We start from the raw sequence: 21680 nt of genomic DNA, 5'->3' as shown, positions 1-21680 counted from the left end.
GGTCGAACATCTAAAGGGCATGAATGGTGTCCTTTTTTGGTGTTCTTAAATGGTTATTACTAATAAATGGTATACAAAAATAAAGTTGATGGCAAAATACCTATCAACTTTATTTATCGTACAGCCTAAAAATCATATCCTTAAAGGGTATGATTTTTTTTATTATCAAAAATAGTTGAACGAGCGTTCATATTGTTTCTAATATTTTAGAAAGCATAAAAGTTTATTTAAAAAAAATAATTTATTGGTATAGACGATTGTTAGACAAACCTAAGGAGCGTATAATGTTTGTAATGCAAGTAAATATTTGTTATAACAAATATGCATAGTGAGATTTATCGGAGGCAAATACATGAAAGTGACGCCCAAATATGTGATTGTGGCGAATCGTTTACGGCAGAAGATTTTAGAAAAAGAATATGAGATTAATGATCAATTGCCACAAGAGACAGCAATTGCTAAATCTTTAAATGTTAGTCGAATTACTGTAAGAAAAGCATTGGATATCTTAGTAAATGAGGGATTGATTTATCGAATTCAAGGTTCAGGAACCTTTGTGAAAGATAATCAACAAGGGAAAGATATTTCAAAGAAACAATCATTGGAGATTTTTGATTTTAATAAATATCAAGTGAAATTAATTAATTTTGGTGTGAGCAAGCCTGGTAAAACAGTAATGAATCAAATGAAAATTAATCAATTTGATTTAACATATGAAGTGGAGCGCTTGATTATGGACAGAGAAAAAATCATTGCTTTACAAAATATTTTCATGCCAGTCAAAGTAATACAAGGTATTCAAATGAAATCACTAATGGGTTCAATTTATGACTTTGTTGAAGATGAATTGGATTTGGTAGTGGATAGTGCAATAAGGACTATTTCATCAGAGATGTCAAACGATGAAACAAGTAGATTATTGGATTTGCCACAACCTGAACCATTACTGACTGTTGGTCAGCGTTCTTTTTTAGATAATGGTCAGATTTTTGAGTATACTTATACGTACATTCGTTCGTCGCAATTTTCATTACATGAAGCAATTTAAATAGATTATATATGATTCAAAAGGCACAAATTCTATTAACGAGAATTTGTGCCTTTTTTTTATAAAAGGCAAAGACACCAAGATACGTAAATTTTATAAATTGGTTATAACAAATTTATAAAAGGTATTGACTTGCTCACCTCATGAAATTATACTGAAAGCGTTAACAAATAAAGGGGGTTTCATTTATGGAAAAGTTAAAGGTTGCCATTTTTTGTAGCGGAGGTTTCTCTACTAGTTTAATTGGTTCCAAAATGCAAAAAGTTTATGATGCTGAAGGTAAGGATGTAAAAGTTGATGCTTATGATTTCGGTATGGTAGACGAAGTCGGAGATGATGTCGATGTAATTTTACTTGCTCCTCAAATTGGTTGGGCATTTGATCAAACTAAAAAAGCTCATCCAAATACGACAGTTATTCTACTAACAATGCAACAATTCGGTAGTATGGATGGACAAACTATTGTAGATGTCTTAAAAGAAAAGGGGATTGGCTAAAATGGGTAAAAAAGGAAGTTGGAAAGAAAACTTTCAAACAAATTTTACTAGGATAGCTGGTAAAATTGCTGCTAACAAACTTTTACTAACGCTCCGTGATTCATTTATTATTGTTGCTGCCACTTCAATGATTGCTGGGTTTGCGATAATGATTCAAAATGTTTTCGTTGATCCAACCAATGGGTTGGTTTTTGGTAAGCAAGGTCTGAGATTAGGACTTTTGATTAGTGGTTCTTGGTCTGCATGGAGTGCCTCAGGTTTGTTCAATGGTTTGACTACCGTTGGTAATTTGATTGGACTAATTTCAAATGGTTCATTGAATACCTTTGCAGTACTATTAGTCGTAATTTTTTCAAATACATTTTCACGCAAATATTTCCCAAAGAGTAAAGAGCACATGACTTCTGTACTATATGCTCTTGGAGCTTTTTTCATTTGTATGCCATGGAAGTTCCAATACACACCAACTGGATCTAAAAAGGCAATTAATGTTTTAAATTACATGGATACAACATTCTTTGGTACTAAAGGTGTTTTTGCTGCATTGCTAATTAGTGGTTTTGCAGTTTGGATTTACAATAAGATTCTTGAAAAGCACATTACTATTAAAATGCCAGATTCAGTTCCACCAGCTGTTGGTAGAAGCTTTGAATCATTGATTCCTGGCGTTATTACTATGGCTGTTTTCATTATTTTAACTGGTTTAAGTACAAGCTTTACTGGTGAGACAATGCCAGAACTATTGTTAACAGCTTTGCAAAAACCTGCTATGGCGATTTCTGGTACTGGATTATTCGCCTTTGTTTCACAGACTACTTGGAGTTTACTTCAATGGTTTGGTATTCATCCAACATCAATTTGGGGACCAATCTTTGGATTGACATGGAATATCAATGATACTCAAAATATGTTAGGTCAAGCACATCATATTTATTCAACACTTTTCATGAACTTTTCAACAGTCGCTGCTGGTTCATGTTCTGTTTCACCAGTTCTAGCTCTGATTTTATTTTCAAAAAGAGCTGCTGCTAAGAAAGTTTCTAAAATTTCACTGATGCCTGCTATCTTTAATATTTCAGAGCCTGTTACTTTCGGCCTTCCAATTATTTTGAATCCCTTATACTTTATTCCATGGTTGGTTGCTCAACCATTAGCATTCTATATTGGTTTGTTCTTTACTAAGATTGGATTTATTGGACCAATTGTTAATAATGTTCCTTGGACTGTACCGACATTACTTTCAGGTATGCTTTACACAGGTTCAATTGCTGGATTAATTGTTCAGGCCGTGATTGTTGTTGCAACTACAGCAATCTATTACCCATTTGTTAAGATGGACAATAAATTGAATCCAGATGTTGCAAAAGATGCTGCTTTAGATGAAGCACATAAAGAATCCGAAAAAGAATTAAAGACTAGTCAAGCATAGGAGATGTAGAATTTGGATGAAAAACAATTAAAACGTGCAATGGATTTAATCTCAGTTGCTGGAACGGCTAAATCAATGTGTATTAACGCAATGAGTCAAGCTGAAAACGGTGAGATTGAAAAAGCTAAAGCAACTTTGACCGATGCTCAAAAAACTTTGCATAAGGCACATAACATCCAAACAAAGTGGATGACTGCTGAAATGAATGGTGAAAAGATTGAAAAGTCATTGATGCTAATTCATTCTCAAGATCACTTTATGTCAGCTGATATTATGATGACAGTTGCACAAAAAGTTATCAATTTACACGAAGAAATTGCTCAGTTAAAAACTAAGGAGCAAATCAATGAATAGTGTTTTGAAGTTAGATGACATTTATACTGATGGAATGGTTGTTCCAGAAAATAAGATTTTCAAGATCAGTGGTCATGCAATTCGTGATTCAAAAGTTGAAGTAAGAGTTCAGGATAAGATTTTTGATACTAAATCAGATTCCGATGGAAAATGGATTATTAAGATTGATCCTTTGAGAGATCACCTGACAACAGAAATAACAATTAATAATTTAGATGAAAGCATCACTTTGAAGAGTGTTCGAACAGGAAAAGTTATTCTTTTAACTGGTCAATCAAACATTGAATTTAAATTTCGAGATGATATTGAATATCAAAAACAAATTGAAAATTTAAATTTAAAAAATGTTTACTTTTATAATGTCCCCCAGCTAGAGTACCAAGATAAAATTTTAACTTTGCCAAAAGATTTAAAAAAGTCTTCCTGGCAAGTTGCTAATGAAAATAATCTTTGGGAAATGTCAGATATTGGTTTTTGGACAATAAAAAAATTACATCAAATTGATCCAGATGCAATTATTGGTATTATCGATTGCTATAAAGGTGGGACGTCTATCTCATCTTGGGTTCCTGAAGAAATATTACAATCTGATCAAGAGCTTAAAAATCAATTCATAAAACCTTTTGAAGAGGCAATTACAGGTAAGAGAAAAGCTGATTTTGATGAGGAATTTAACGAGTATAATGCTGCCGTTAAAAAACATAATACTGATTTAGCAAAATTCCAAAAAGAAAATCCTAAAGTATCCTTGAGTGATGCAAAAAATAAGGTTGGACATACTCCTTGGCCACCTCCAATGACACCAACGTCATACTTACGTCCAAATGGATTGTTTCATACAATGATTGAACAGATACAGAATTATTCGTTTAATCAATTAGTTTGGTATCAAGGGGAGAATGACGCGAATAATCCTGAGATTTATGGAAAAATGTTGAGAGGATTGATATTGAGCTGGCGTAAATTGTTTAATGATCAATCATTACCATTTTATGTTATTCAATTGCCAGGTTATTTTGATGAACCAGAGAATTCTTGGGCGGTAATACGGCAATATCAACTTGAGATTTGTCAAACGATTAATAATGTACATTTGATTTCTATCGCTGATACTGGTGAGAAACATAATATTCACCCGGCTCATAAACGAATAGCTGGAACTAGAATTGGCGAAATATTGTCCAATAAAAACTATAATTCTACGCCTTATATTTATCGTCATGAATTTCAAAATAATAAATTAATTTTATTTGCTGCCAGTGCAAATGTATTAGTTCAAAGAGGTAAAGCGGAATTTGAAATTTTAAAGGATGGTCATTGGTCGACACAGGAAGTAACAATAGTCGGTAAACTGATTATTATTCAGAATTCTAAAGAAATTAGAAAAGTTCGGTATGCTTTTGAAAATTATCCAAAATGTACATTGTTTAATGAATTTGGTGCACCTTTAGCACCATTTGAAATGGAGATCAAAAAAAATGAGTAATTTAGGTTTGATTGATATTGGTGGTACATCAATAAAATTTGCTGTGGAAAATAAAGACCAATTACAAAAGATTGATCCCATTAAGACACCCGATAATTTAGATGGCTTTTATCAAGGTCTGACTAAACGTGTTAATTTTATGAAAGAAAATTATCAAATTACTGGAGTCGGAATCAGTTCACCTGGTGCTGTTAATAAAAAAAAGGGTGTGATTGAAGGAGCTTCAGCCCTCCCTTATATTCACAATTTTAAAATTCAAAAAGAATTAGTAAGTCGTTTTGGATTGCCCGTAAGTATGGAAAATGACGCTAATTGTGCTGCTTTAGCAGAATTAGATTCTGGCGCTGGTAAAGATGTATCTAGTCTTTTGTTTCTAATTATTGGTACTGGTGTTGGTGGATCAGTAATTATTAATCATAAAATATGGCATGGTGCGCATTTATTCGGCGGTGAATTTGGATTTACTTTAGTTGATGATAAATATACTTTGAGTAATCTAGCAACTTCTGTTGGTGTTGCGCAAAGGTACAATAATAATTCAAATCCCCAAACTAACTATAGTGGTAAAGAAGTATTTGATTTAGCTCAACAAGGCAATACGCGTGCTAAAAAAGAAGTACAAGTAATGTATTATTCACTTGCTAAAGGAATATACAATCTACAATATAGTTTTGATCCAGAATTGATTGTTCTAGGTGGTGCTGTTTCTAATAATCCACATTTATTACCAGAAGTAGATAAGGAAATTGAAAAGATTCGTAGAATTGTTAAAATTGCATCAATTAAACCTAAAGTTGTCAATTGTAAATACACTGATGAAGCTAATTTACGTGGAGCTGCGGTTGATTTTTACCAAACATATTCAAAGGAGAATTCTCAAAAATGATAAAATTTCCAAATGATTTTGCTTGGGGCGCTGCTACCTCAGGGCCACAATCTGAGGGTAATTTTCATAAACCAAATCAAAATGTTTTTGACTATTGGTTTGAAAAGAAACCTGGAGATTTCTACGATGGTGTAGGTCCAGATGAAGCGTCTAACTTTTATAATGATTATCAAACTGATATTCCATTGATGGCAAAGGCAGGCATTAAGGCCCTAAGGACCTCAATTCAGTGGAGCCGTTTGATAAAAAACGTTGAAACTGGTGAAGTAGATGAAGATGGTGTCGAATTTTATAATAATGTAATCGATTGTATGATAAAAAATGGTATCGAACCCTATATTAATTTGTGCCATTTTGATTTGCCAGTTAAGTTATATCAAAAATTTAGTGGTTGGGAATCAAAACATGTTACTGATTTATTCGCTGATTATGCTAACAAGTGTTTCCAATTATTTGGTGGCCGTGTAAAGCATTGGTTTACATTTAATGAACCTAAAGTTATTTTAGATGGTGAATATCTATACAAATTTCACTATCCATTACGTGTTGATGGCCCTGCAGCTGTGCAAGTAGCTTATAATTTGAATTTGGCCTCTGCTAAAGCTGTAAAAAAGTTCAGAGCTTGGAAAAATGAAAATGAGTCTGATGCTACAATTGGAACAATTTTAAATTTGACACCAGCTTATCCAGCAACCAATGAACCAGAGGATATTAAAGCTGCAAAATTTGCTACTATGTGGGATGATAATCTTTTCTTAGACCCTGCCGTATTAGGTACTTTTCCTAAAGATCTCGTAAAAATTTTAGATGATGCAGGAGTTCTTTTTGAAAGTACTCCAGAAGAACTGGATTTAATTAAAGATAATACAGTTGATGTTTTAGGAGTAAATTTCTATCATCCTGAACGGGTCAAAAGGCCTAGTGTTTCACCAAAGAGTCTTCAAGATTGGATGCCAGATATTTATTTTGATAATTATGAAATGCCCGGTCGTGTTATGAATGTAGATAAAGGTTGGGAGATTTATCCAGAGACCCTTTATGATATTTCTATTAACATTCGAGATAATTATGGCAATATTCCTTGGTTTGTCTCTGAAAATGGTATGGGAGTTTCTAGAGAAGAGCGTTTTATGAAAAATGGAGTCATTCAAGATGATTATCGAATTAAATTTATCCATGATCATTTGATACAGTTGCATAAGGGAATCGAAGCCGGGTCTAATTGTCATGGTTATTTTGTTTGGACAGCCATTGATTGTTGGTCATGGAAAAATGCTTATCGTAATCGTTATGGTTTGATTCGAGACGATATTCATACTCAAACTAAAACGTTGAAAAAATCAGGCAATTGGTATGCAAAACTCAGTGCCAATAATGGTTTTGAAAAATAAATAGTTTCTTTAAATCACAAGATATTAAAATATAATTTTAAAACATCTCTCATGTGTGGGAGATGTTTTTTTGTTATGCTGTCTTTTAGAAAAGAGGATCTAAAATGATTAAGATTGAAGACTTATCCAAAAAATTTCAAGTAAAGAAATTAACGCCAAGTGATGCTAGTACGGTTTTGAATTTGGCTAATAGCAATTCATCTTACTATAACTTTTGTCCACCACGACCAACTCGTCATTCTATTTTAGAGGATATCAATGTTGTCCCAGCTGATAAGACACAAGACGATAAGTATTTTGTTGGATTTTATCAAGATAATAAACTAATCGCTATCTTAGATATGATTATGAAATATCCAGACGAGATAACTGCTTGGATCGGCTTTTTCATGGTCAATGCTGATAATCAAAAGAAGGGTGTCGGCAGTTTGATTATGGGTGAGTTGTTGCCAATTTTAAAACAATCTGGCCTAAAACAGGTTGAATTAGCTTATCCTAAAGGAAATAGTATCAGTGAGAAGTTTTTAAAGAAAAACAAGTTTGAAAAAACAGGTCAAGAAATCTCAGTTCCTGGCTATACCGTAGTGGTAATGAAGCAAAATCTTTAAAGATGCTATTCCTTTAATTTGGGTTTATAATACGCTAACTTGAATGAACGAAGATGATAACATGAAACGTCAAAAAGTTATTCCAATCATTTCTTTTTTAGTTATTTGGTTGCCATTGGTTTTTGAGCTCATTTTTTGGAAGAAATTGCCAGCCAAATTGCTGACTCATTTTAATGCTCAAATGGTAGCTGATTCTTATAGCTCTAAAACAATGGCCGTATTATTATTGCCAGGTATTTTGACGGTTGCACAAATTTTTATGCTGTACATTGTCTTTAAAGATTTACGAAAAAAGACTAATCCTATTTGGATGTTGAATCTAGTTAGCAGTATTTTTCCAATCGTTTCCGTGATGTTGAGCTTGATGACGTTATCCACAGCTTTTGGTATAAAATTGCAGAATTTCAGTAGTCTGTTGATAAATATTGCCATAGGGATTTTATTAGTAATCTTAGGTTTCATTCTAAGAGGAGTAAAACCTAATGGTGCAATTGGCATTAGATTAAAGTGGACGTTACAAAGCAAGAAGAATTGGCAATTGACGAATTACTTTGCTGCCAATTTGAGTTTGATTGTTGGAATATTGTTAATAATCTGTGGGCTACTTTCCGTTTCAGGGATGATTTGGTTCATTTTATTGACAGTTATGCTTCTGCCTTGTCTTTATTCATACACATTATATAAACGCGGTATATAAAAAAATCGAGATCCTTTTAAGGTCTCGATTTTTTATTTTGCCACGATATCGGTATAAATAGTAACTCCAACTAATAAGAGAATTATCAAAATAATTATTCCTATAACTATCATGTGACGTTTTTTATTCATTAAGAAAACAGCGACAAATTCACGAATCAAAGCGTTAGGTAAGAAGTAAAAGCGGGTGGGAGCACCGATTCCATTGGCATTTAGGTTAGCCATCTTGGCATACAATCCCGCGCGGAAGATGTGATAATTATTGCTGAAGAATTTAATTTTTGCAGCATTTGAATTAAAGTCTTTTTCGATAACAATTTTTGAATATTGCATATTTTGTAAAGTGTTACGCGACTTATCTTCCAATAAGGTCAATTTCTCATTCCAACCATGTGCAATCGCATATTGGGCCATGGCTTTAGCTTCCGATAATTTCTCATCTGGTCCTTGACCACCGGAAAAAACAATCTTAGGTGTCTTGCGCCCTTTTTGAGTTTGTTTATGGGCAAACTTGATGGCTGCGTCGATTCTATTGCCCAGTAATCGGGATACTTTATCGCCACCAATCAACCCTGCTCCTAAGACGATTAAATAGTCAGCTTTGTAGCGTTTCGGTAGAAATTGATATAAGAAAACGTTGATTAAGAAATTGTATGAGCAAATTATCAAGTAAAGTCCAATAGCTGGGAGTCCAGAAATCAAGGTGTTGAACCAGTTGGGCAAAAACTGTGAATGACCAGCGACGAAGCCATTGAATATCCACAGGGCAATTAAAACGATAGCTAGCAGTAAAGTCAGCATATTGGAAATCGTGTGAGTTTCTTTTTTCCAAACTACGAAGGCATTCCACAGTAAAAGTGCCCAAGTGAATAACAATATTATTGTTATTATTCCAACAATCAACAAGAAAATGGTTCCCATGATGACAACAAAAGTTAAATTAGCTGTACTGAAAATAAGGACTGCTAATTCCGCTAAGAAACTGACGAAAAAAATTGTAAAAGTGATTCCATTAATCAATCTGCGGGGTTCCTTCAACCAAAAGATTAGGAAAATCACTAACATCAAAATGGTTGCCAAACCCCAGTAAAGCGATACTTTTTGGAGATCGTTGATATATGGAACTAGTCCATTCATGAACTCACCTCGCTTTTTATAGATTTCTTATTAATTTTATCATAGCGGTGATTTTAATAGGTTTATTAAGCAATTAATTATGGCTTATACTTATTAATGCAGATTAATACTTAAAAATACATATAATATGTTATTATCTGGGTAGAGGTGATGGAGATGTTGCAGGAACAACGTTTAGAGGAAGTTTTGCAATTATTGAAGAATAAACAAGTTTTGACGTCTGAAGAAATGATTGAATATTTTCATGTTTCTCGAGATACCGTTCGACGTGATTTTGAAAAATTAGCTCAGGCCAATCAAGCCAAACGGGTTCACGGTGGCATTATGCGTTTAGAAAACAAACCTGTTGCATCTTTTAATGAGCGATTGCAGGATTTTAACGAAGCTAAAAATCGGATTGTTAAGTTAGCTTTGCAATTGATTGAAGTAAATGGCATTTATTTTTTTGATGTTTCGACTACTGTTTTGAAACTGGCGCAGCTTTTAGACACGAAGACAATCGTCTATACGCATTCATTAGATAATTCGATTATGTTAAGCGATAACTCATCAGTCGATTTGCATACTTTAGGTGGAAAATTCTTTTCCAGAAATCGCTTCTTTTATTCAATTAATGAGACTCAATTTTTAGAGGATATAAGTTTTGACGTGGCTTTTATTGGAGCCGCTGGATTGAAAAATAATCGAGTTACTTTTGCTGATCAAGAGGATGCTGCTGTTAAAAAGTTAGCATTAAAACATGCGAAGGTTAAAGTTTTGTTAGCTGAAAATACGAAGTTTTCAAAGGAATCTACTTATAGTATTGGCAATTTGTCAGACTTTGATTACTTGATAACAGATAAAGAACCTGCAGCAAAAATCAAATCACTTGTTAAGGTTAAATATTGAGGTGGGAAAATGGCTATTAAATTGATTTTAAGTGATATTGATGGAACGATTTTAGATGACAATAACAAAATTGATACAGGTTTAAGACTTGCTATCGCCAATTTAAAAAAACAGTCAGTGCCGTTTGTCTTGGCATCAGCCCGTTCTCCACAAGGGATGTTAAATATTGCTAAAGAATTAGACGTTTTGGATAATCCGATTGCTTGTTACAATGGGGCTCTAGTAGTCAAAGATTTGCAAAGCAACAACTATTCAACAATTTTGAGCCATCAATTAGAAAAGGCCGAAATTGAAAAAATGCTGACGATTATTCAACAAAATTTTCCAAAGGTAGCTATCAATTTATATTCGGGCTCCGATTGGTATGTGGAAAAAATTGATAAGTGGGTCAAAATTGAAGCAGACATCACCAAATTGACGCCGATTGTGACTGATTTACAGACATTGGTCGCTAAAAATAATTTGCCGGTGCATAAAATTTTATTGATCAGTGAACCAGAAGAAATCGCTCAAGTCCACCAAAGATTGCGTGATAGCAATTTAGCAAATAGCTCATTTTATCTTTCCAAACCTAATTATTTAGAGATTACCAATGCGCAAGTTTCAAAAGAGAAAGCTCTGCGGGAATTAGCGAAGACTTACAATTTGGAGTTATCCGAGACGATGTCTTTGGGCGATAACTTTAATGATGTGCCGATGTTAAAACTTGCCGGACTCGGTGTGGCCATGGATAATGCTCCAACTGAAGTTAAAAAAAGTGCTAATGTAGTTACAGGGACAAATAATCAAAATGGTGTCTCGAAAGCTATTGAGAAATATGTCCTTTAGGAAGTGATCTGCATGGAAAAAATTTCCATTATTAAAGGTGACATTGCTTATTTGCCATTTCATGTCGATGCAATCGTCAATGCGGCTAATAGTGCTTTAGTACCTGGCGGTGGGGTTGATGGTGCTATCAATAAAAAAGCTGGTCCTAATTTAGCCAAGGATATGTTATTGCTTGGTGGAACTAAAACTGGAACAGCTGTTTATACGAAAGCTTACGATTTAAACGCTGATTTTGTGATTCACGCCGTTGGTCCTAGATATAAAGATGGTGAACACGGTGAAAAAGAATTATTGGTCAGTGCCTATGAGTCAGTGATGAAATTAGCTCATAAATTGGAAGTCAATTCGTTGGCAATTCCATTTTTGAGCACTGGTGTCTATAGTTATCCTTTGGAAGAGGCCATTAGCATTGCTCTTGAAACTGTGAGAAAAGATAATTTGGATGCGAGAGTTTATTTTGTAGCATTTGATGAAACTACTGAAGAGATTGCTAAAAAGATTTTAGAAAAATAACTTTTAAGAAAAAAGAGCTTCAGAACAAATTGTTCTGAGGCTCTTTTGATCCAATCTAAAAATATTAATTAAAATCTAGGTCCGCGCCAAAAATCTTTATGGAAATCTGGACGATGACCATGCCCATGTTCCATTGGTTTTTCAGGATGTCTGCCGTCTTGCATGCAGGGTCCACCAAATGGTGCGTGATGCATTTTTCTCCTCATTTCGTGTCGCATATGTCTGACTTCTTCTGGTGTCATCGAATCTTGCATTTGCATCATTTGTTCGCGCATATTCCGCATTGCTTTGTAACGATCGGTGGGATCAATGAACTTTTCCGAATTCTTTTTGAAATCATCGTCCCAACCATCAGAAATCTTTTGAAGATAATCACTGAATTGACGCTTCTCATCATCGTTTAAACCTGCTAAGAAAGTTTCACTATAATCTTCATTTTTTAGTGAGGCATTCTTTTCCGCTTTGGTGCGACCAGCATCAGTTAAGAAGACCAGCTTGCTGCGTTTGTCATTTTCATCTTCTTTTCGAGTGATGTCGCCGTTATTTTCCATTTTCTTCATTAACTCTGCTAATGAACTAGGACGTAAATCCAAAACTTCAGCTAAATAGTTTTGAGTTAAGCCATCTTCTAGTTTCAAGATGGCAAGAACTCGTTGTTGTCCAGTTAACTTTTGTTTCTTTTGTCTCATATAAAAATTTGCAGCTTCACTGATAAATCTTAATTGTTTCATTAAATCATCTGTTATTTTACTCATATTAAATTCCTCATTTCGATTTTATTAATTTAATTCGGTACCGAACTTTATTACAAGAGATAGTATAGTTAGGCACCGAACAAATGTCAACTATTTAATTTGAGTAAATTAAAAATTGCGTGATATCAAGGCTGACAATAAGGAAATAAAACTTGAAACTAATTAATTGACAGTTGGCATCAAAATCCGTAAAATCTAAACAGTAAAATTTATCATTTAATTGTGAGGGTATTATTATGAGACAAAATATTATTTTAGAATGTGCCAAGACAAATGAACGTTTGTACCTGACATCAAAGAACAAGTAAAACAATCCCGACCGTTTGGAATTGTTGAAATATTCACCAAAGACAAGACAAAAAGAAATTTTTAAAGAGGTAAAGTAATGGCTAAAAAATCAAAAATCGTTAAGAATCAAAAACAACTCGAGTTAATTGAAAAATATGCTCAAGTTCGTAAGGAATTAAAGGCTAAGGGCGACTATATTGCCTTATCGAAATTGCCTAGAGATTCCAGTCCCGTTAGATTAAAGAATCGTGATTCATTAGATGGACGTCCTCATGCATATATGCGCAAATTTGGAATGTCTCGTTTAAACTTTAGACAACTAGCTCATGCCGGTCAGATTCCAGGCGTTAAAAAAGCTAGCTGGTAAAAAATAGGAGAGATTTTATTATGGAAAGAATGAATACAGCAACGGCTTATCGTAATCTAAAAAGCCCTAATATCAAAACTAGAAAACGCGCTTTGAGAGCTATCAAGGACAGCAAAAGAAAAGTCATCAAATATTAATGTAACCGCTAACTTTCCTGATATAATTGAATTGGTAATAATTTAATTATAGGAAAAAGAGGGGATACATTATGGCAAGTGCCAAAAAGAAAAAGCATAGCTTTCCATCCGCGTATACGGTAATCGTTATTGTTTTAATTTTGGTTCAAGCTTTAACATTCTTCATACCATCAGGTAAATATAGTACTTTGGAATATAATTCTGGACTAGATAAGTTCGTTATTACGAAGGCATCAGGTAAGACAATTAAAGAAGATGCCACGCAAAAAACGCTTGATAAATATAAGATAAAAATCAAGGTCTCTAAGTTCAAGGATGGGACAATTTATCGTCCAGCAGCGATTCCTAATACCTATCACCAAATTAAGAAACCTAAACGTGGGGTATTAGGAACCATCAATCAATTTTTGACTTCACAAGTTCAAGGTATCGTCGATAGTGTTGACATTATCGTCTTTATTTTGATTCTTGGTGGAGTCATCGGGGTAGTCAATGCCACTGGAGCAATGGATTCGGGGATGAAACGATTATCCGAAAAGCTTCAGGGCAAGCAAAAATGGCTGATTGTCATTGTGACTTCACTGATTGCTTTAGGAGGAACGACTTTTGGATTGGCTGAGGAAACAATTGCTTTTTATCCAATCCTAATTCCAATCTTTCTATTAGCAGGTTATGATACATTGACTGCAGTCGCGGCGGTCTATTTGGGGACAGCAATTGGTTCGATGAGTTCAACTATCAATCCGTTCTCAACTGTAATTGCATCAAATGCGGCCGGAATCAGTTTTACTGACGGCTTACCAATGAGAGCCTTGATGTGGTTTTGTGCCGTTGGTATTTCAATTGTTTATACGATTCACTATGCTGAAAAAGTCCGTAAAGACCCAGCCAAATCCTTAGTTGCTGATCAAGCAGATGAAGATAAGGAACGTTTCTTGGGTGATATGGATATGTCAGTTAAAAGTGAATTTACTTTGCGCCAAAAGCTCTCGTTGATTGTCTTTGCGATGGGCTTTGTAGTGATGATTTATGGTGTTCAGCAGTTAGGTTGGTATTTCACAGAAATTGCGGTGGTCTTCTTAGCTGTAACGTACATCTTGATTTTTACGGCTGGTTTAAAGGAAAGCAAATTCGTCGATAGCTTCGTGTCAGGTGCTGGCGACTTGCTAGGTGTAGCATTAACTGTTGGTCTAGCTAGATCAGTTGGTATCGTGATGGAGAAGAGTTTTGTCAGCGATACGATTATGCAGTACTTCAGTAATCAAATCAGCGGTATGAATAATGTCTTGTTCATCTGCGTTTTGTTCTTTGTTTATATTATCCTTGGTTTCTTTATTCAATCGTCTTCAGGATTGGCCGTTTTATCGATGCCTATCATGGCACCTTTGGCCGATGTCGTTGGAATCGATCGTTCATTGATTATCAATGCGTATAATTGGGGACAAGGTTTAATAGGTTTGATTGCACCAACCGGTTTAATTTTAGTATCACTCTCAATGGTGAAAGTTGGTTTTGATAAATGGATCAAGTTTGTGACGAAATTATTAATAATGATAGTTATTCTGATTCTGGTATTCCTAAGCATTGGAGTATTAATGGAATAGAATAACAGAAACAAAAAGAAGTCATGTATTGTCATGGCTTCTTTTTGTTTGGGTCGAAAAGTTATCTCCGTTATAATTAAAATAACTATTTATTTTGGAGGAAAATCATGTCGGATTATAGAATTGAAGAAGATACCTTGGGCGCAGTCAAGATTCCTATCGATGCTATGTGGGGTGCGCAAACGCAACGCAGTCTCAATAATTTTTCCACAGGTGAAAAGATGCCGCTAGAGATAATTAAAGCTTTATTGCAAATCAAAAAAGCGGCAGCTATTGCTAATAAAGAGGCTCAAGCAATAACTGGAACTAAGGCTGACTTGATTGTTCAAGCTATCGATGAATTGTTGAAATTAGATGATTCAGAATTAAGAAAAGATTTTCCTTTGGTAATCTATCAAACAGGTTCGGGGACGCAAACCAATATGAACGTCAATGAAGTTGTCAGTCATGTTGCCCAAAAGATTGATCCTGAAATTGAGATTTTACCAAATGACGATGTTAATCATGGACAAAGTTCAAATGATATTTTTCCAACAGCAATGAACATCACAGCTGCTATGAGTGTGGTCGAATTGGAAAAAGCAGTCAAACATTTGATTGAAGTACTTCGCAAAAAAGAAATTAAGTACTGGAAGGTTGTTAAGATTGGTCGGACTCATCTTCAAGATGCTACGCCATTAACTTTTGGTCAAGAGGTCAGTGGTTGGGTCAGCATGCTGGAACATGATTTAAACTTTTTAGAACAGCTTAATCAAACGCTGAGTGAATTAGCTATTGGCGGTACGGCTGTAGGAACTGGTTTGAATGCTGCCGACGGTTTTTCTGATAGGATTGCTGAAGAGATGACGCAAGTTTATCGACATGATTTTACTGCTGACACGAATAAATTCTACGGCTTAGCTGCTCATTCGGGATTAAATGTCGTTCACGGTGCTATCAAAACTCTGGCCAGCGATTTAATGAAAATTGCTAATGATGTCCGCTTTTTAGCTAGTGGTCCCAGGTCTGGTTATGGGGAATTGAACATTCCTGCTAATGAACCTGGTTCTTCAATCATGCCAGGCAAGGTCAATCCTACTCAAGCTGAAGCAATTACGATGGCAGCAACTAAAGTGATGGGTAACGATGTCACAATTAACGTTGCTTCTAGTCAAGGAAACTTTGAAATGAACGTCTATAAACCAGTTATTATCAGTTCGTTCTTAGAATCGAGCACCTTGCTGACGGGTACAATTATGGGCTTTGCCGATAAAATGATTGCTGGATTGACGGTCAATGAATCACGGATGCAAGAATTGGTCGATCAGTCGTTGATGACAGTCACTGCCTTATCGCCACACATTGGTTATCATCAAAGTGCCGAAATTGCCCAACAGGCACAACGTGATGGAATGACCTTAAAAGAATCAGCAGTAAAATCAGGCATGGTTACAGCGGAACAATTCGATCAATGGGTCGTGCCGATTGATATGACAAATATTAACAAGGGGAAATAAAATGGCAGGAAAATTTGTATTTGAGCCAACTAATTTTGAAGAACTGAAGAATCATTATGACGTAATTATTATTGGTTCTGGTGGAACGGGACTGACTAGTGCTATCCAAGCTTATGAACTGGGTCTTTCACCAGTTATTTTGGAAAAAATGGATAAAATTGGCGGCAATACGACCAGAGCATCTTCAGGGATGAATGCTGCGGAAACTTTTGTGCAATTGAATCACAAAATAGTTGATAGTTTTGAAGATTTTTATCAAGAAACTTTCATTGGTGGCGGCAAGAAGAATAATCCCGAATTATTGAAGTTCTTTACTGAACATGCTGCTTTATCAATTGATTGGTTAGCTCAACATGATATTAAATTGGATGATTTGACGATTACTGGCGGTATGAAAACGATGCGCACGCACCGCCCTAGTTCTTTAGCTCCGATTGGTGGCTATTTAGTTACAGAATTATTGAAGTATGTTGCTAAATATAAAATTCCGCTTTTTGATAAAATCACAGTAACTGATTTATTAATGAAAGATAAAAAAATTTCTGGTGTCAAAGCTTTTCGTGATGGTGAATTTGAAATCAAAAGTGACGCGGTTATTTTAGCTACCGGTGGATTTGGCGCCGGTAAAGATTTGTTAGCTCAATATCGTTCAGACCTTTTGAAATTGCGGACGACTAATCAACCCGGAGCAACTGGCGATGGTCTTAAATTGGCTCAAAAAGTTGGCGCTAAATTAGTCGATATGGATCAAGTCCAAGTTCATCCAACAGTTCAACAAGATACGCCTCATGCCTTTTTGATTGGTGAAGCTGTTCGTGGCGAGGGTGCTATTTTAGTTGATAATAACGGGAAGCGATTCGTTAACGAATTAGATACCAGAAAAAATGTGACGGCCGCAATTGATAATTTAGGTGGTACGGGAGCCTATTTAATTTTCGACCGCGATATTCGTTCTCGAGTGAAAGCTATTGAATTTTATGATCATGTTGGGTTAGTCAAGTCGGGTGAAAACTTAGATGAGTTAGCACAAGCTATCAATGTTGATGATCAAACTTTGCAACAGACGGTTTACGATTGGAATAGTGCTGTTGAGAGTCAAAATGATGTTAAATTTGGTCGGACTACTGGCATGGAACGAAATATTTCTGATGGTCCATTCTATGCGATTCACATTGCTCCGGCTGTTCACTATACAATGGGTGGAGTATCAATCAATCATAAAACACAGGTTTTAAATACTGATGATAAAGTTATTGCTGGATTATTTGCAGCCGGCGAAGTTAGTGGCGGTTTGCACGGTAATAATCGTATCGGCGGCAATTCAATTGCCGAAACGGTTATCTTTGGTAGACAAGCTGGTCAACAAGTTTTTAAGTATATTGAAGGATAATTTTTTTAAGGCAAACAAATAGACATGGCAGATTGCCATGTCTATTTGTTTTACAAGATTTTAACTAAGTCAGTTGGTCGTTTCAAAAAGTAATCGACCTTAGAAAACTCAGGTTTTTCTTTAGCTCCCCAGCTGGCTAAAGCAAATTCAACTTCGGCGTTTTTAGCACATTTGAAATCATAAATTGAATCGCCAATGTAAAGCGTGTTGATAGGATCAATTTTCAAAGTCTCGATAGCTTTTAAAATTGGTTCGGGATTTGGCTTATGCAATTTTGTTTTTGAAGCGGTGATAAAGACGTCAAAATATTTTTTGAGGTCGAAATTATCAAGGACGATTTGCATTTCTCGATCGGTTCTTGAAGTAACGATTCCTAATTGGACGCCTTTATTTTTTAATAGTTGCAGCATTTGTTCAATTCCAGCAAATAATTTAGTGTAATGAAACATCTGTTGGTCATTTTTAGCCCAGTCATCTAATAATTTTTTACTTTCTTTAGGGTCCTTAGTAAAACGTTCGATTGCCTTTGTTCCAGGGATACCAAGAATGTAAAATAAGTCTTTAGCTGCTGGCTTAACGCCAAGAGAATCATTGAGAGTTTTTTGAAAAGATTTGATAATGGTTTTTTCTGTGTCGATTAAAGTACCGTCAACATCAAATAAAATTGTTTTATTCATAATTTTCTCCTTACATGTAAATCATTTGGGTTTTTGATTTAATTAGTTTATTTTCTAGTTTTTGTGGCAATTCTCCATTCGTAATAATGTAATCAATCTGATTGAGATTAAGAACTTTGAAGTTGTGCTTTACATTGACTTTGCTGTGGTCGAGCAAAAGTACAACTTTTTTAGCTTGTTGACGAATCTTTTTTTTATAATCGATATCATCTTCATAAGCGTAATAAATTCCGGATTCGTCAATTCCCACGCTGCTGATAAAAGCATAGTCGAAATTATAATGTTCCATATCTAAACATGGCATAGTGCCAGTAACACAGCGTTTTTCAGGGTCTAGATTACCACCAAGGATTCTTGATTTACAAGGGGCGTGACGAATCAGTTGATCTGCAGTATCTAGGGAATTGGTAATTGCGAAGAGATTAGAATTGATAATATATCTAGGCATGAATTCCACCGTTGTTGAGACGTCTAAATAGACTTGTGAAGCATGGTTGGTGAAGATTGCTGCCTGTTTAGCTAATTCCTGTTTGTCATCGATATTGTCATCGCTACGTTTCAAATAATTGTCCAGCTTTTGGAAAGTATTTGGTAGACTGATACTGCCATAATTACGCTCGACCAAGTTATTTTCAGTTAATTTAACGATATCCCGTCTTGCGGTGTCTCTTGAAGTGCCGGTTAAATCGATAATGTCCTTTAAAGTCAAAGTGTTCTTTTCTTGAAGAGTCTTTAAGATTAAATCTAACCGTTCTTTTTGCATAATATGTCCCACCTAAAAATAAATAAGCTACTATAAGTATTTATCTTATAGTAACTTATTTTAGCTTATAAAGCAATAACGATTAAACTTCTTGATCAGATGAAACCATTTTGTCGCTATAGCCAAAGAGATATGTTAGAACGAAAACTGCAACAAAGGCTACTAAATGAGAAACTACATAAGCTGTGAAATTGCTATCGATTCCAGCTTTAGGGTTGATGAATGAAGGAAAACCAATCAAACTACCAGTGAAACCATAAATAACTAAATGCATCCCGCCAGCAACGGCTCCACCTAAAGCATTACCAATCATTGTCATATAGAAGACTTTTTTGTATTTCAAAAGGATTCCGTAAAGTGAAGGTTCAGAGATACCGCATAGAGCAGAAACCCCAGCTGAATATCCCAGAGCTTCAAATTTCTTCTTCTTAGTTTTGACGGCAACCGCTAAAACAGCTCCAGCGATTCCGACAGCTGTAATAGATGTTAAAGCACAGATTACACTTTGACCATTAACAGCTAAGTCGTTGATAACGATAGGAATAAGTGGCCAGTGTAAACCAAAGACTACTAAGATAGGGTAGAAGGCACCATAGATTGCACCGCCGATAATGCCATTGAAAGCTAACAATCCAGAAATTCCGTTTGCTAAACCTTTACTCAAAACAGTGATAATTGGTGCAACAACTAATAATAGTGCAAAAGAAAGAATAATTATTTCGATAATAGGTACGAAGATTCCTTGAATCATTTCAGGAATGGCTTTCTTCAAGTATTTCTCAACATATTTTCCTAACCAAGCGGCTACGATAATAGGAAAGACTGATCCAGAGTAGTTCATGATTTTGACAGCGAAGTCACCCCATAGTGAAACCTCTGGAACTTTATTAGCAGCTATGCCGATAATATTAGGGTGAATTAGAAAGGCTCCAATTACTGCTAAAGCGATTGGGTCCGACCCTAATTTTTTAGCAGCTGTGAATCCTAAGATAACTGGCAGGAAGTAAAAAATTGTATCAGCCATCGTATTGATTAGAAGATAAATACCTGATTTGTCACTCAAAAGATTAGCACTGACTAAACCAGCTAAGATACCTTTGGTAATACCTGAACCTGCCAAAACTCCGATAATAGGCATCATTGAGGCAGTTAAGACACCAATGAATTCGTCGTAGCCGTGTTTAAAGGTAGCAATAAATCCTTGAGGTTTTTCTTCAGCAGTTTCTGTCTTATTGGTTTCTTCTTTTGAGCCCTGGTCTTCAGCAGCTAGTCGTGGCAAAAGATCGATGATTGAATCATAGACGTCAGTGACTTTATTGCCGATAACGATTTGATATTGTCCTTGCGCTTTCATAACTTTGATAGTTACATCAAGTTTTTCAATTTCTGAAGTCTTGGCTTTAGATTCATCTTTCAAAGTAAAACGTAAGCGGGTCATACAGTGGATTAAAGTATTGATATTGTCATTTCCGCCGACTAAGGAAATGATTTGTTTAGCATCGTTTGTATATTTCATTTTTTTTCACTCCTTTAACATAATCTTTCTTCTGGTAGATATGAGATAGGCAACCACTCCAAGACATCTTCTAAAAACTTGTCCCAGTAATACCAATCATGCTTGCCGTTAGTGAATTTATCCGTAATAGGGATATTTCTTTGCTTAAGGAAATTGACAAAATCTAAATTGTCATCGTATAAGAAGTCTTGTTTTCCACACCAAGCATAGAAATTAGGAAATTGTTCATGCAAAGCCATTTTTTGTTCAACGAGGTGTTTGAGATTGTCAGGTGAATTTGCAAAGTCGTCTCGTTTGTTGATAACGCCGTTCCAGTATGCTTGTGATCGAAAACTATCAAGAATCTTATTGGTACCCCTGGGATTGAAAGCTCCTGAAAGAGAGGCTGCATAGCTGAAATTATTGGTTGAAAGGGCAATTTTGTAAGCTCCATATCCACCCATCGAGGTGCCAACTAAGAAATTCTTCTCTCTTTTAGTTGATATTTGTGGAAAGAATTGTTGGATTACTTTTGGCAATTCCACTGCAATATCGTCATAGTAATTCATTCCATAAGAAGTATCGGAATACCAACTTAAATCGGCATTAGGGAGAATAACCGCGACAGGCGTTGATTTAATCAATCGTTCCAAACGAGTTTTGCGTAGCCAGGCAGTATTGTCATCACTCATCCCGTGCATCAAATAAATTACGGGTAAGTCGTTTAAAACCTCCTTATTCCAATTTGGGGTATCTGACGTTTTTTGAGGAAGTAAGACATCCATTTGGCAATCTTTAAGCAATGCATTGGAAAAATAATTAACTTTTAAATGTGCCATTTTTTGCTCCTTTGTTTTATGCTGTATTTAAGATATTTATTGACAACGCATATTGTATGCGCTTACAATTATTGATATAAGATAATATTTGTTCAATTGACTACCAAT

23 protein-coding genes and 1 pseudogene are annotated in these 21680 nt (G+C 35.2%); 18 read left to right on the top strand and 6 right to left on the bottom strand.

The window, feature by feature from the left end; translation table 11 throughout:
- Positions 1–352 precede the first annotated feature (352 nt).
- The 9 genes from FHL05_RS07255 to FHL05_RS07215 all read left to right on the top strand — a co-directional run bounded on the left by FHL05_RS07255 (position 353) and on the right by FHL05_RS07215 (position 8396).
- On the top strand, positions 353–1048 hold the full coding sequence (locus FHL05_RS07255) for a GntR family transcriptional regulator (RefSeq protein WP_153385078.1): 696 nt from the start codon (positions 353–355) through the stop codon (positions 1046–1048).
- Between the two features lie 188 nt (positions 1049–1236).
- Positions 1237–1545, top strand: a complete 309-nt coding sequence (locus FHL05_RS07250; protein ID WP_153385079.1) for a PTS sugar transporter subunit IIB — start codon at positions 1237–1239, stop codon at positions 1543–1545.
- Between the two features lies 1 nt (position 1546).
- A complete protein-coding gene (locus FHL05_RS07245) occupies positions 1547–2974 on the top strand; it encodes a PTS sugar transporter subunit IIC (RefSeq protein WP_153522367.1) in 1428 nt (475 codons plus the stop codon).
- A 12-nt stretch (positions 2975–2986) separates the two neighbouring features.
- Positions 2987–3328: a PTS lactose/cellobiose transporter subunit IIA gene (locus tag FHL05_RS07240; protein WP_153522365.1), complete on the top strand. Its 342-nt coding sequence runs from the start codon at positions 2987–2989 to the stop codon at positions 3326–3328.
- Positions 3321–4814, top strand: a complete 1494-nt coding sequence (locus tag FHL05_RS07235; protein WP_153522363.1) for a sialate O-acetylesterase — start codon at positions 3321–3323, stop codon at positions 4812–4814. The genes FHL05_RS07240 and FHL05_RS07235 overlap by 8 nt, the downstream gene beginning before the upstream one ends.
- Positions 4807–5700 (top strand): ROK family protein, encoded by an 894-nt coding sequence (locus FHL05_RS07230; protein ID WP_153385083.1) that lies wholly within the window; start codon positions 4807–4809, stop codon positions 5698–5700. Before FHL05_RS07235 ends, FHL05_RS07230 begins: the two co-directional genes overlap by 8 nt.
- A complete protein-coding gene (locus FHL05_RS07225; RefSeq protein WP_153385084.1) occupies positions 5697–7091 on the top strand; it encodes a glycoside hydrolase family 1 protein in 1395 nt (464 codons plus the stop codon). The genes FHL05_RS07230 and FHL05_RS07225 overlap by 4 nt, the downstream gene beginning before the upstream one ends.
- Before the next feature lie 104 nt (positions 7092–7195).
- Positions 7196–7699: a GNAT family N-acetyltransferase gene (locus FHL05_RS07220; protein WP_153385085.1), complete on the top strand. Its 504-nt coding sequence runs from the start codon at positions 7196–7198 to the stop codon at positions 7697–7699.
- Positions 7700–7760: 61 nt separating this feature from the next.
- Positions 7761–8396 carry an SdpI family protein gene (locus FHL05_RS07215; RefSeq protein ID WP_162000244.1) on the top strand — a complete coding sequence of 212 codons (636 nt, stop codon included), beginning with the start codon at positions 7761–7763 and terminating at the stop codon, positions 8394–8396.
- A 32-nt stretch (positions 8397–8428) separates the two neighbouring features.
- Here the strand turns inward: FHL05_RS07215 and FHL05_RS07210 are convergent, their stop codons facing one another.
- Positions 8429–9532 (bottom strand): YdcF family protein, encoded by a 1104-nt coding sequence (locus FHL05_RS07210; protein ID WP_153385087.1) that lies wholly within the window; start codon positions 9530–9532, stop codon positions 8429–8431.
- A 156-nt stretch (positions 9533–9688) separates the two neighbouring features.
- On the opposite strand from FHL05_RS07210, the gene FHL05_RS07205 reads away from it, so the two are divergent.
- Genes FHL05_RS07205 through FHL05_RS07195 form a run of 3 tightly spaced genes read left to right on the top strand, consistent with a single transcriptional unit; the run spans position 9689 to position 11761 of the window.
- Positions 9689–10420, top strand: coding sequence for a DeoR/GlpR family DNA-binding transcription regulator (locus FHL05_RS07205; RefSeq protein ID WP_153385088.1), 732 nt, complete (start codon positions 9689–9691; stop codon positions 10418–10420).
- A 9-nt stretch (positions 10421–10429) separates the two neighbouring features.
- Positions 10430–11248, top strand: a complete 819-nt coding sequence (locus FHL05_RS07200; protein WP_153385089.1) for a Cof-type HAD-IIB family hydrolase — start codon at positions 10430–10432, stop codon at positions 11246–11248.
- Between the two features lie 12 nt (positions 11249–11260).
- Positions 11261–11761 (top strand): macro domain-containing protein, encoded by a 501-nt coding sequence (locus FHL05_RS07195; RefSeq protein ID WP_153385090.1) that lies wholly within the window; start codon positions 11261–11263, stop codon positions 11759–11761.
- Positions 11762–11829: 68 nt separating this feature from the next.
- Here the strand turns inward: FHL05_RS07195 and FHL05_RS07190 are convergent, their stop codons facing one another.
- Complete coding sequence (locus FHL05_RS07190) at positions 11830–12516, bottom strand: MarR family winged helix-turn-helix transcriptional regulator (protein WP_153385091.1); 687 nt, start codon at positions 12514–12516, stop codon at positions 11830–11832.
- A gap of 236 nt (positions 12517–12752) precedes the next feature.
- Here FHL05_RS07190 and rpmG point away from each other — a divergent pair.
- From rpmG to FHL05_RS07165, 6 genes and pseudogenes are all read left to right on the top strand, one after another.
- A pseudogene (gene rpmG, locus FHL05_RS07185) lies at positions 12753–12902 on the top strand (50S ribosomal protein L33).
- Positions 12902–13171, top strand: a complete 270-nt coding sequence (rpsN, locus tag FHL05_RS07180; RefSeq protein ID WP_153385092.1) for a 30S ribosomal protein S14 — start codon at positions 12902–12904, stop codon at positions 13169–13171. The pseudogene rpmG and the gene rpsN overlap by 1 nt, the downstream one beginning before the upstream one ends.
- A gap of 20 nt (positions 13172–13191) precedes the next feature.
- A complete protein-coding gene (locus tag FHL05_RS12400; protein ID WP_162000243.1) occupies positions 13192–13308 on the top strand; it encodes a putative metal homeostasis protein in 117 nt (38 codons plus the stop codon).
- A gap of 71 nt (positions 13309–13379) precedes the next feature.
- Positions 13380–14912, top strand: a complete 1533-nt coding sequence (locus FHL05_RS07175) for a YfcC family protein (RefSeq protein ID WP_153385093.1) — start codon at positions 13380–13382, stop codon at positions 14910–14912.
- Between the two features lie 107 nt (positions 14913–15019).
- Entirely contained in the window at positions 15020–16408 is a 1389-nt protein-coding gene (locus FHL05_RS07170; protein ID WP_153385094.1) for a class II fumarate hydratase, read from the top strand.
- 1 nt (position 16409) lies between these two features.
- On the top strand, positions 16410–17798 hold the full coding sequence (locus FHL05_RS07165) for a flavocytochrome c (protein ID WP_153385095.1): 1389 nt from the start codon (positions 16410–16412) through the stop codon (positions 17796–17798).
- A 50-nt stretch (positions 17799–17848) separates the two neighbouring features.
- Here FHL05_RS07165 and FHL05_RS07160 read toward each other — a convergent pair whose 3' ends face one another.
- The 4 genes from FHL05_RS07160 to FHL05_RS07145 all read right to left on the bottom strand — a co-directional run bounded on the left by FHL05_RS07160 (position 17849) and on the right by FHL05_RS07145 (position 21572).
- Positions 17849–18475 (bottom strand): HAD family hydrolase, encoded by a 627-nt coding sequence (locus tag FHL05_RS07160; protein WP_153522361.1) that lies wholly within the window; start codon positions 18473–18475, stop codon positions 17849–17851.
- A gap of 10 nt (positions 18476–18485) precedes the next feature.
- Entirely contained in the window at positions 18486–19238 is a 753-nt protein-coding gene (locus FHL05_RS07155; RefSeq protein WP_153522359.1) for a DeoR/GlpR family DNA-binding transcription regulator, read from the bottom strand.
- 82 nt (positions 19239–19320) lie between these two features.
- Positions 19321–20754: a PTS transporter subunit EIIC gene (locus tag FHL05_RS07150; RefSeq protein ID WP_153385098.1), complete on the bottom strand. Its 1434-nt coding sequence runs from the start codon at positions 20752–20754 to the stop codon at positions 19321–19323.
- A 14-nt stretch (positions 20755–20768) separates the two neighbouring features.
- On the bottom strand, positions 20769–21572 hold the full coding sequence (locus FHL05_RS07145; protein WP_153385099.1) for an alpha/beta hydrolase: 804 nt from the start codon (positions 21570–21572) through the stop codon (positions 20769–20771).
- Between the last annotated feature and the right edge of the window lie 108 nt (positions 21573–21680).

Origin of the sequence: Companilactobacillus halodurans, assembly GCF_009600995.1 — a bacterium.
Lineage (GTDB): Bacteria > Bacillota > Bacilli > Lactobacillales > Lactobacillaceae > Companilactobacillus > Companilactobacillus halodurans.
Note: the sequence above shows the minus strand (reverse complement) of the source record. Positions and strands in the feature narration are given on the sequence as shown.

Bases quoted from the DNA above. Each gene is read 5' to 3' on its own strand.
- FHL05_RS07255 (WP_153385078.1), top strand. From the start codon at position 353: ATGAAAGTGACGCCCAAATATGTGATTGTGGCGAATCGTTTACGGCAG.
- FHL05_RS07250 (WP_153385079.1), top strand. From the start codon at position 1,237: ATGGAAAAGTTAAAGGTTGCCATTTTTTGTAGCGGAGGTTTCTCTACT.
- FHL05_RS07245 (WP_153522367.1), top strand. From the start codon at position 1,547: ATGGGTAAAAAAGGAAGTTGGAAAGAAAACTTTCAAACAAATTTTACT.
- FHL05_RS07235 (WP_153522363.1), top strand. From the start codon at position 3,321: ATGAATAGTGTTTTGAAGTTAGATGACATTTATACTGATGGAATGGTT.
- FHL05_RS07230 (WP_153385083.1), top strand. From the start codon at position 4,807: ATGAGTAATTTAGGTTTGATTGATATTGGTGGTACATCAATAAAATTT.
- FHL05_RS07225 (WP_153385084.1), top strand. From the start codon at position 5,697: ATGATAAAATTTCCAAATGATTTTGCTTGGGGCGCTGCTACCTCAGGG.
- FHL05_RS07220 (WP_153385085.1), top strand. From the start codon at position 7,196: ATGATTAAGATTGAAGACTTATCCAAAAAATTTCAAGTAAAGAAATTA.
- FHL05_RS07215 (WP_162000244.1), top strand. From the start codon at position 7,761: ATGAAACGTCAAAAAGTTATTCCAATCATTTCTTTTTTAGTTATTTGG.
- FHL05_RS07210 (WP_153385087.1), bottom strand. From the start codon at position 9,532: ATGAATGGACTAGTTCCATATATCAACGATCTCCAAAAAGTATCGCTT.
- FHL05_RS07205 (WP_153385088.1), top strand. From the start codon at position 9,689: ATGTTGCAGGAACAACGTTTAGAGGAAGTTTTGCAATTATTGAAGAAT.
- FHL05_RS07200 (WP_153385089.1), top strand. From the start codon at position 10,430: ATGGCTATTAAATTGATTTTAAGTGATATTGATGGAACGATTTTAGAT.
- FHL05_RS07195 (WP_153385090.1), top strand. From the start codon at position 11,261: ATGGAAAAAATTTCCATTATTAAAGGTGACATTGCTTATTTGCCATTT.
- FHL05_RS07190 (WP_153385091.1), bottom strand. From the start codon at position 12,516: ATGAGTAAAATAACAGATGATTTAATGAAACAATTAAGATTTATCAGT.
- rpsN (WP_153385092.1), top strand. From the start codon at position 12,902: ATGGCTAAAAAATCAAAAATCGTTAAGAATCAAAAACAACTCGAGTTA.
- FHL05_RS12400 (WP_162000243.1), top strand. From the start codon at position 13,192: ATGGAAAGAATGAATACAGCAACGGCTTATCGTAATCTAAAAAGCCCT.
- FHL05_RS07175 (WP_153385093.1), top strand. From the start codon at position 13,380: ATGGCAAGTGCCAAAAAGAAAAAGCATAGCTTTCCATCCGCGTATACG.
- FHL05_RS07170 (WP_153385094.1), top strand. From the start codon at position 15,020: ATGTCGGATTATAGAATTGAAGAAGATACCTTGGGCGCAGTCAAGATT.
- FHL05_RS07165 (WP_153385095.1), top strand. From the start codon at position 16,410: ATGGCAGGAAAATTTGTATTTGAGCCAACTAATTTTGAAGAACTGAAG.
- FHL05_RS07160 (WP_153522361.1), bottom strand. From the start codon at position 18,475: ATGAATAAAACAATTTTATTTGATGTTGACGGTACTTTAATCGACACA.
- FHL05_RS07155 (WP_153522359.1), bottom strand. From the start codon at position 19,238: ATGCAAAAAGAACGGTTAGATTTAATCTTAAAGACTCTTCAAGAAAAG.
- FHL05_RS07150 (WP_153385098.1), bottom strand. From the start codon at position 20,754: ATGAAATATACAAACGATGCTAAACAAATCATTTCCTTAGTCGGCGGA.
- FHL05_RS07145 (WP_153385099.1), bottom strand. From the start codon at position 21,572: ATGGCACATTTAAAAGTTAATTATTTTTCCAATGCATTGCTTAAAGAT.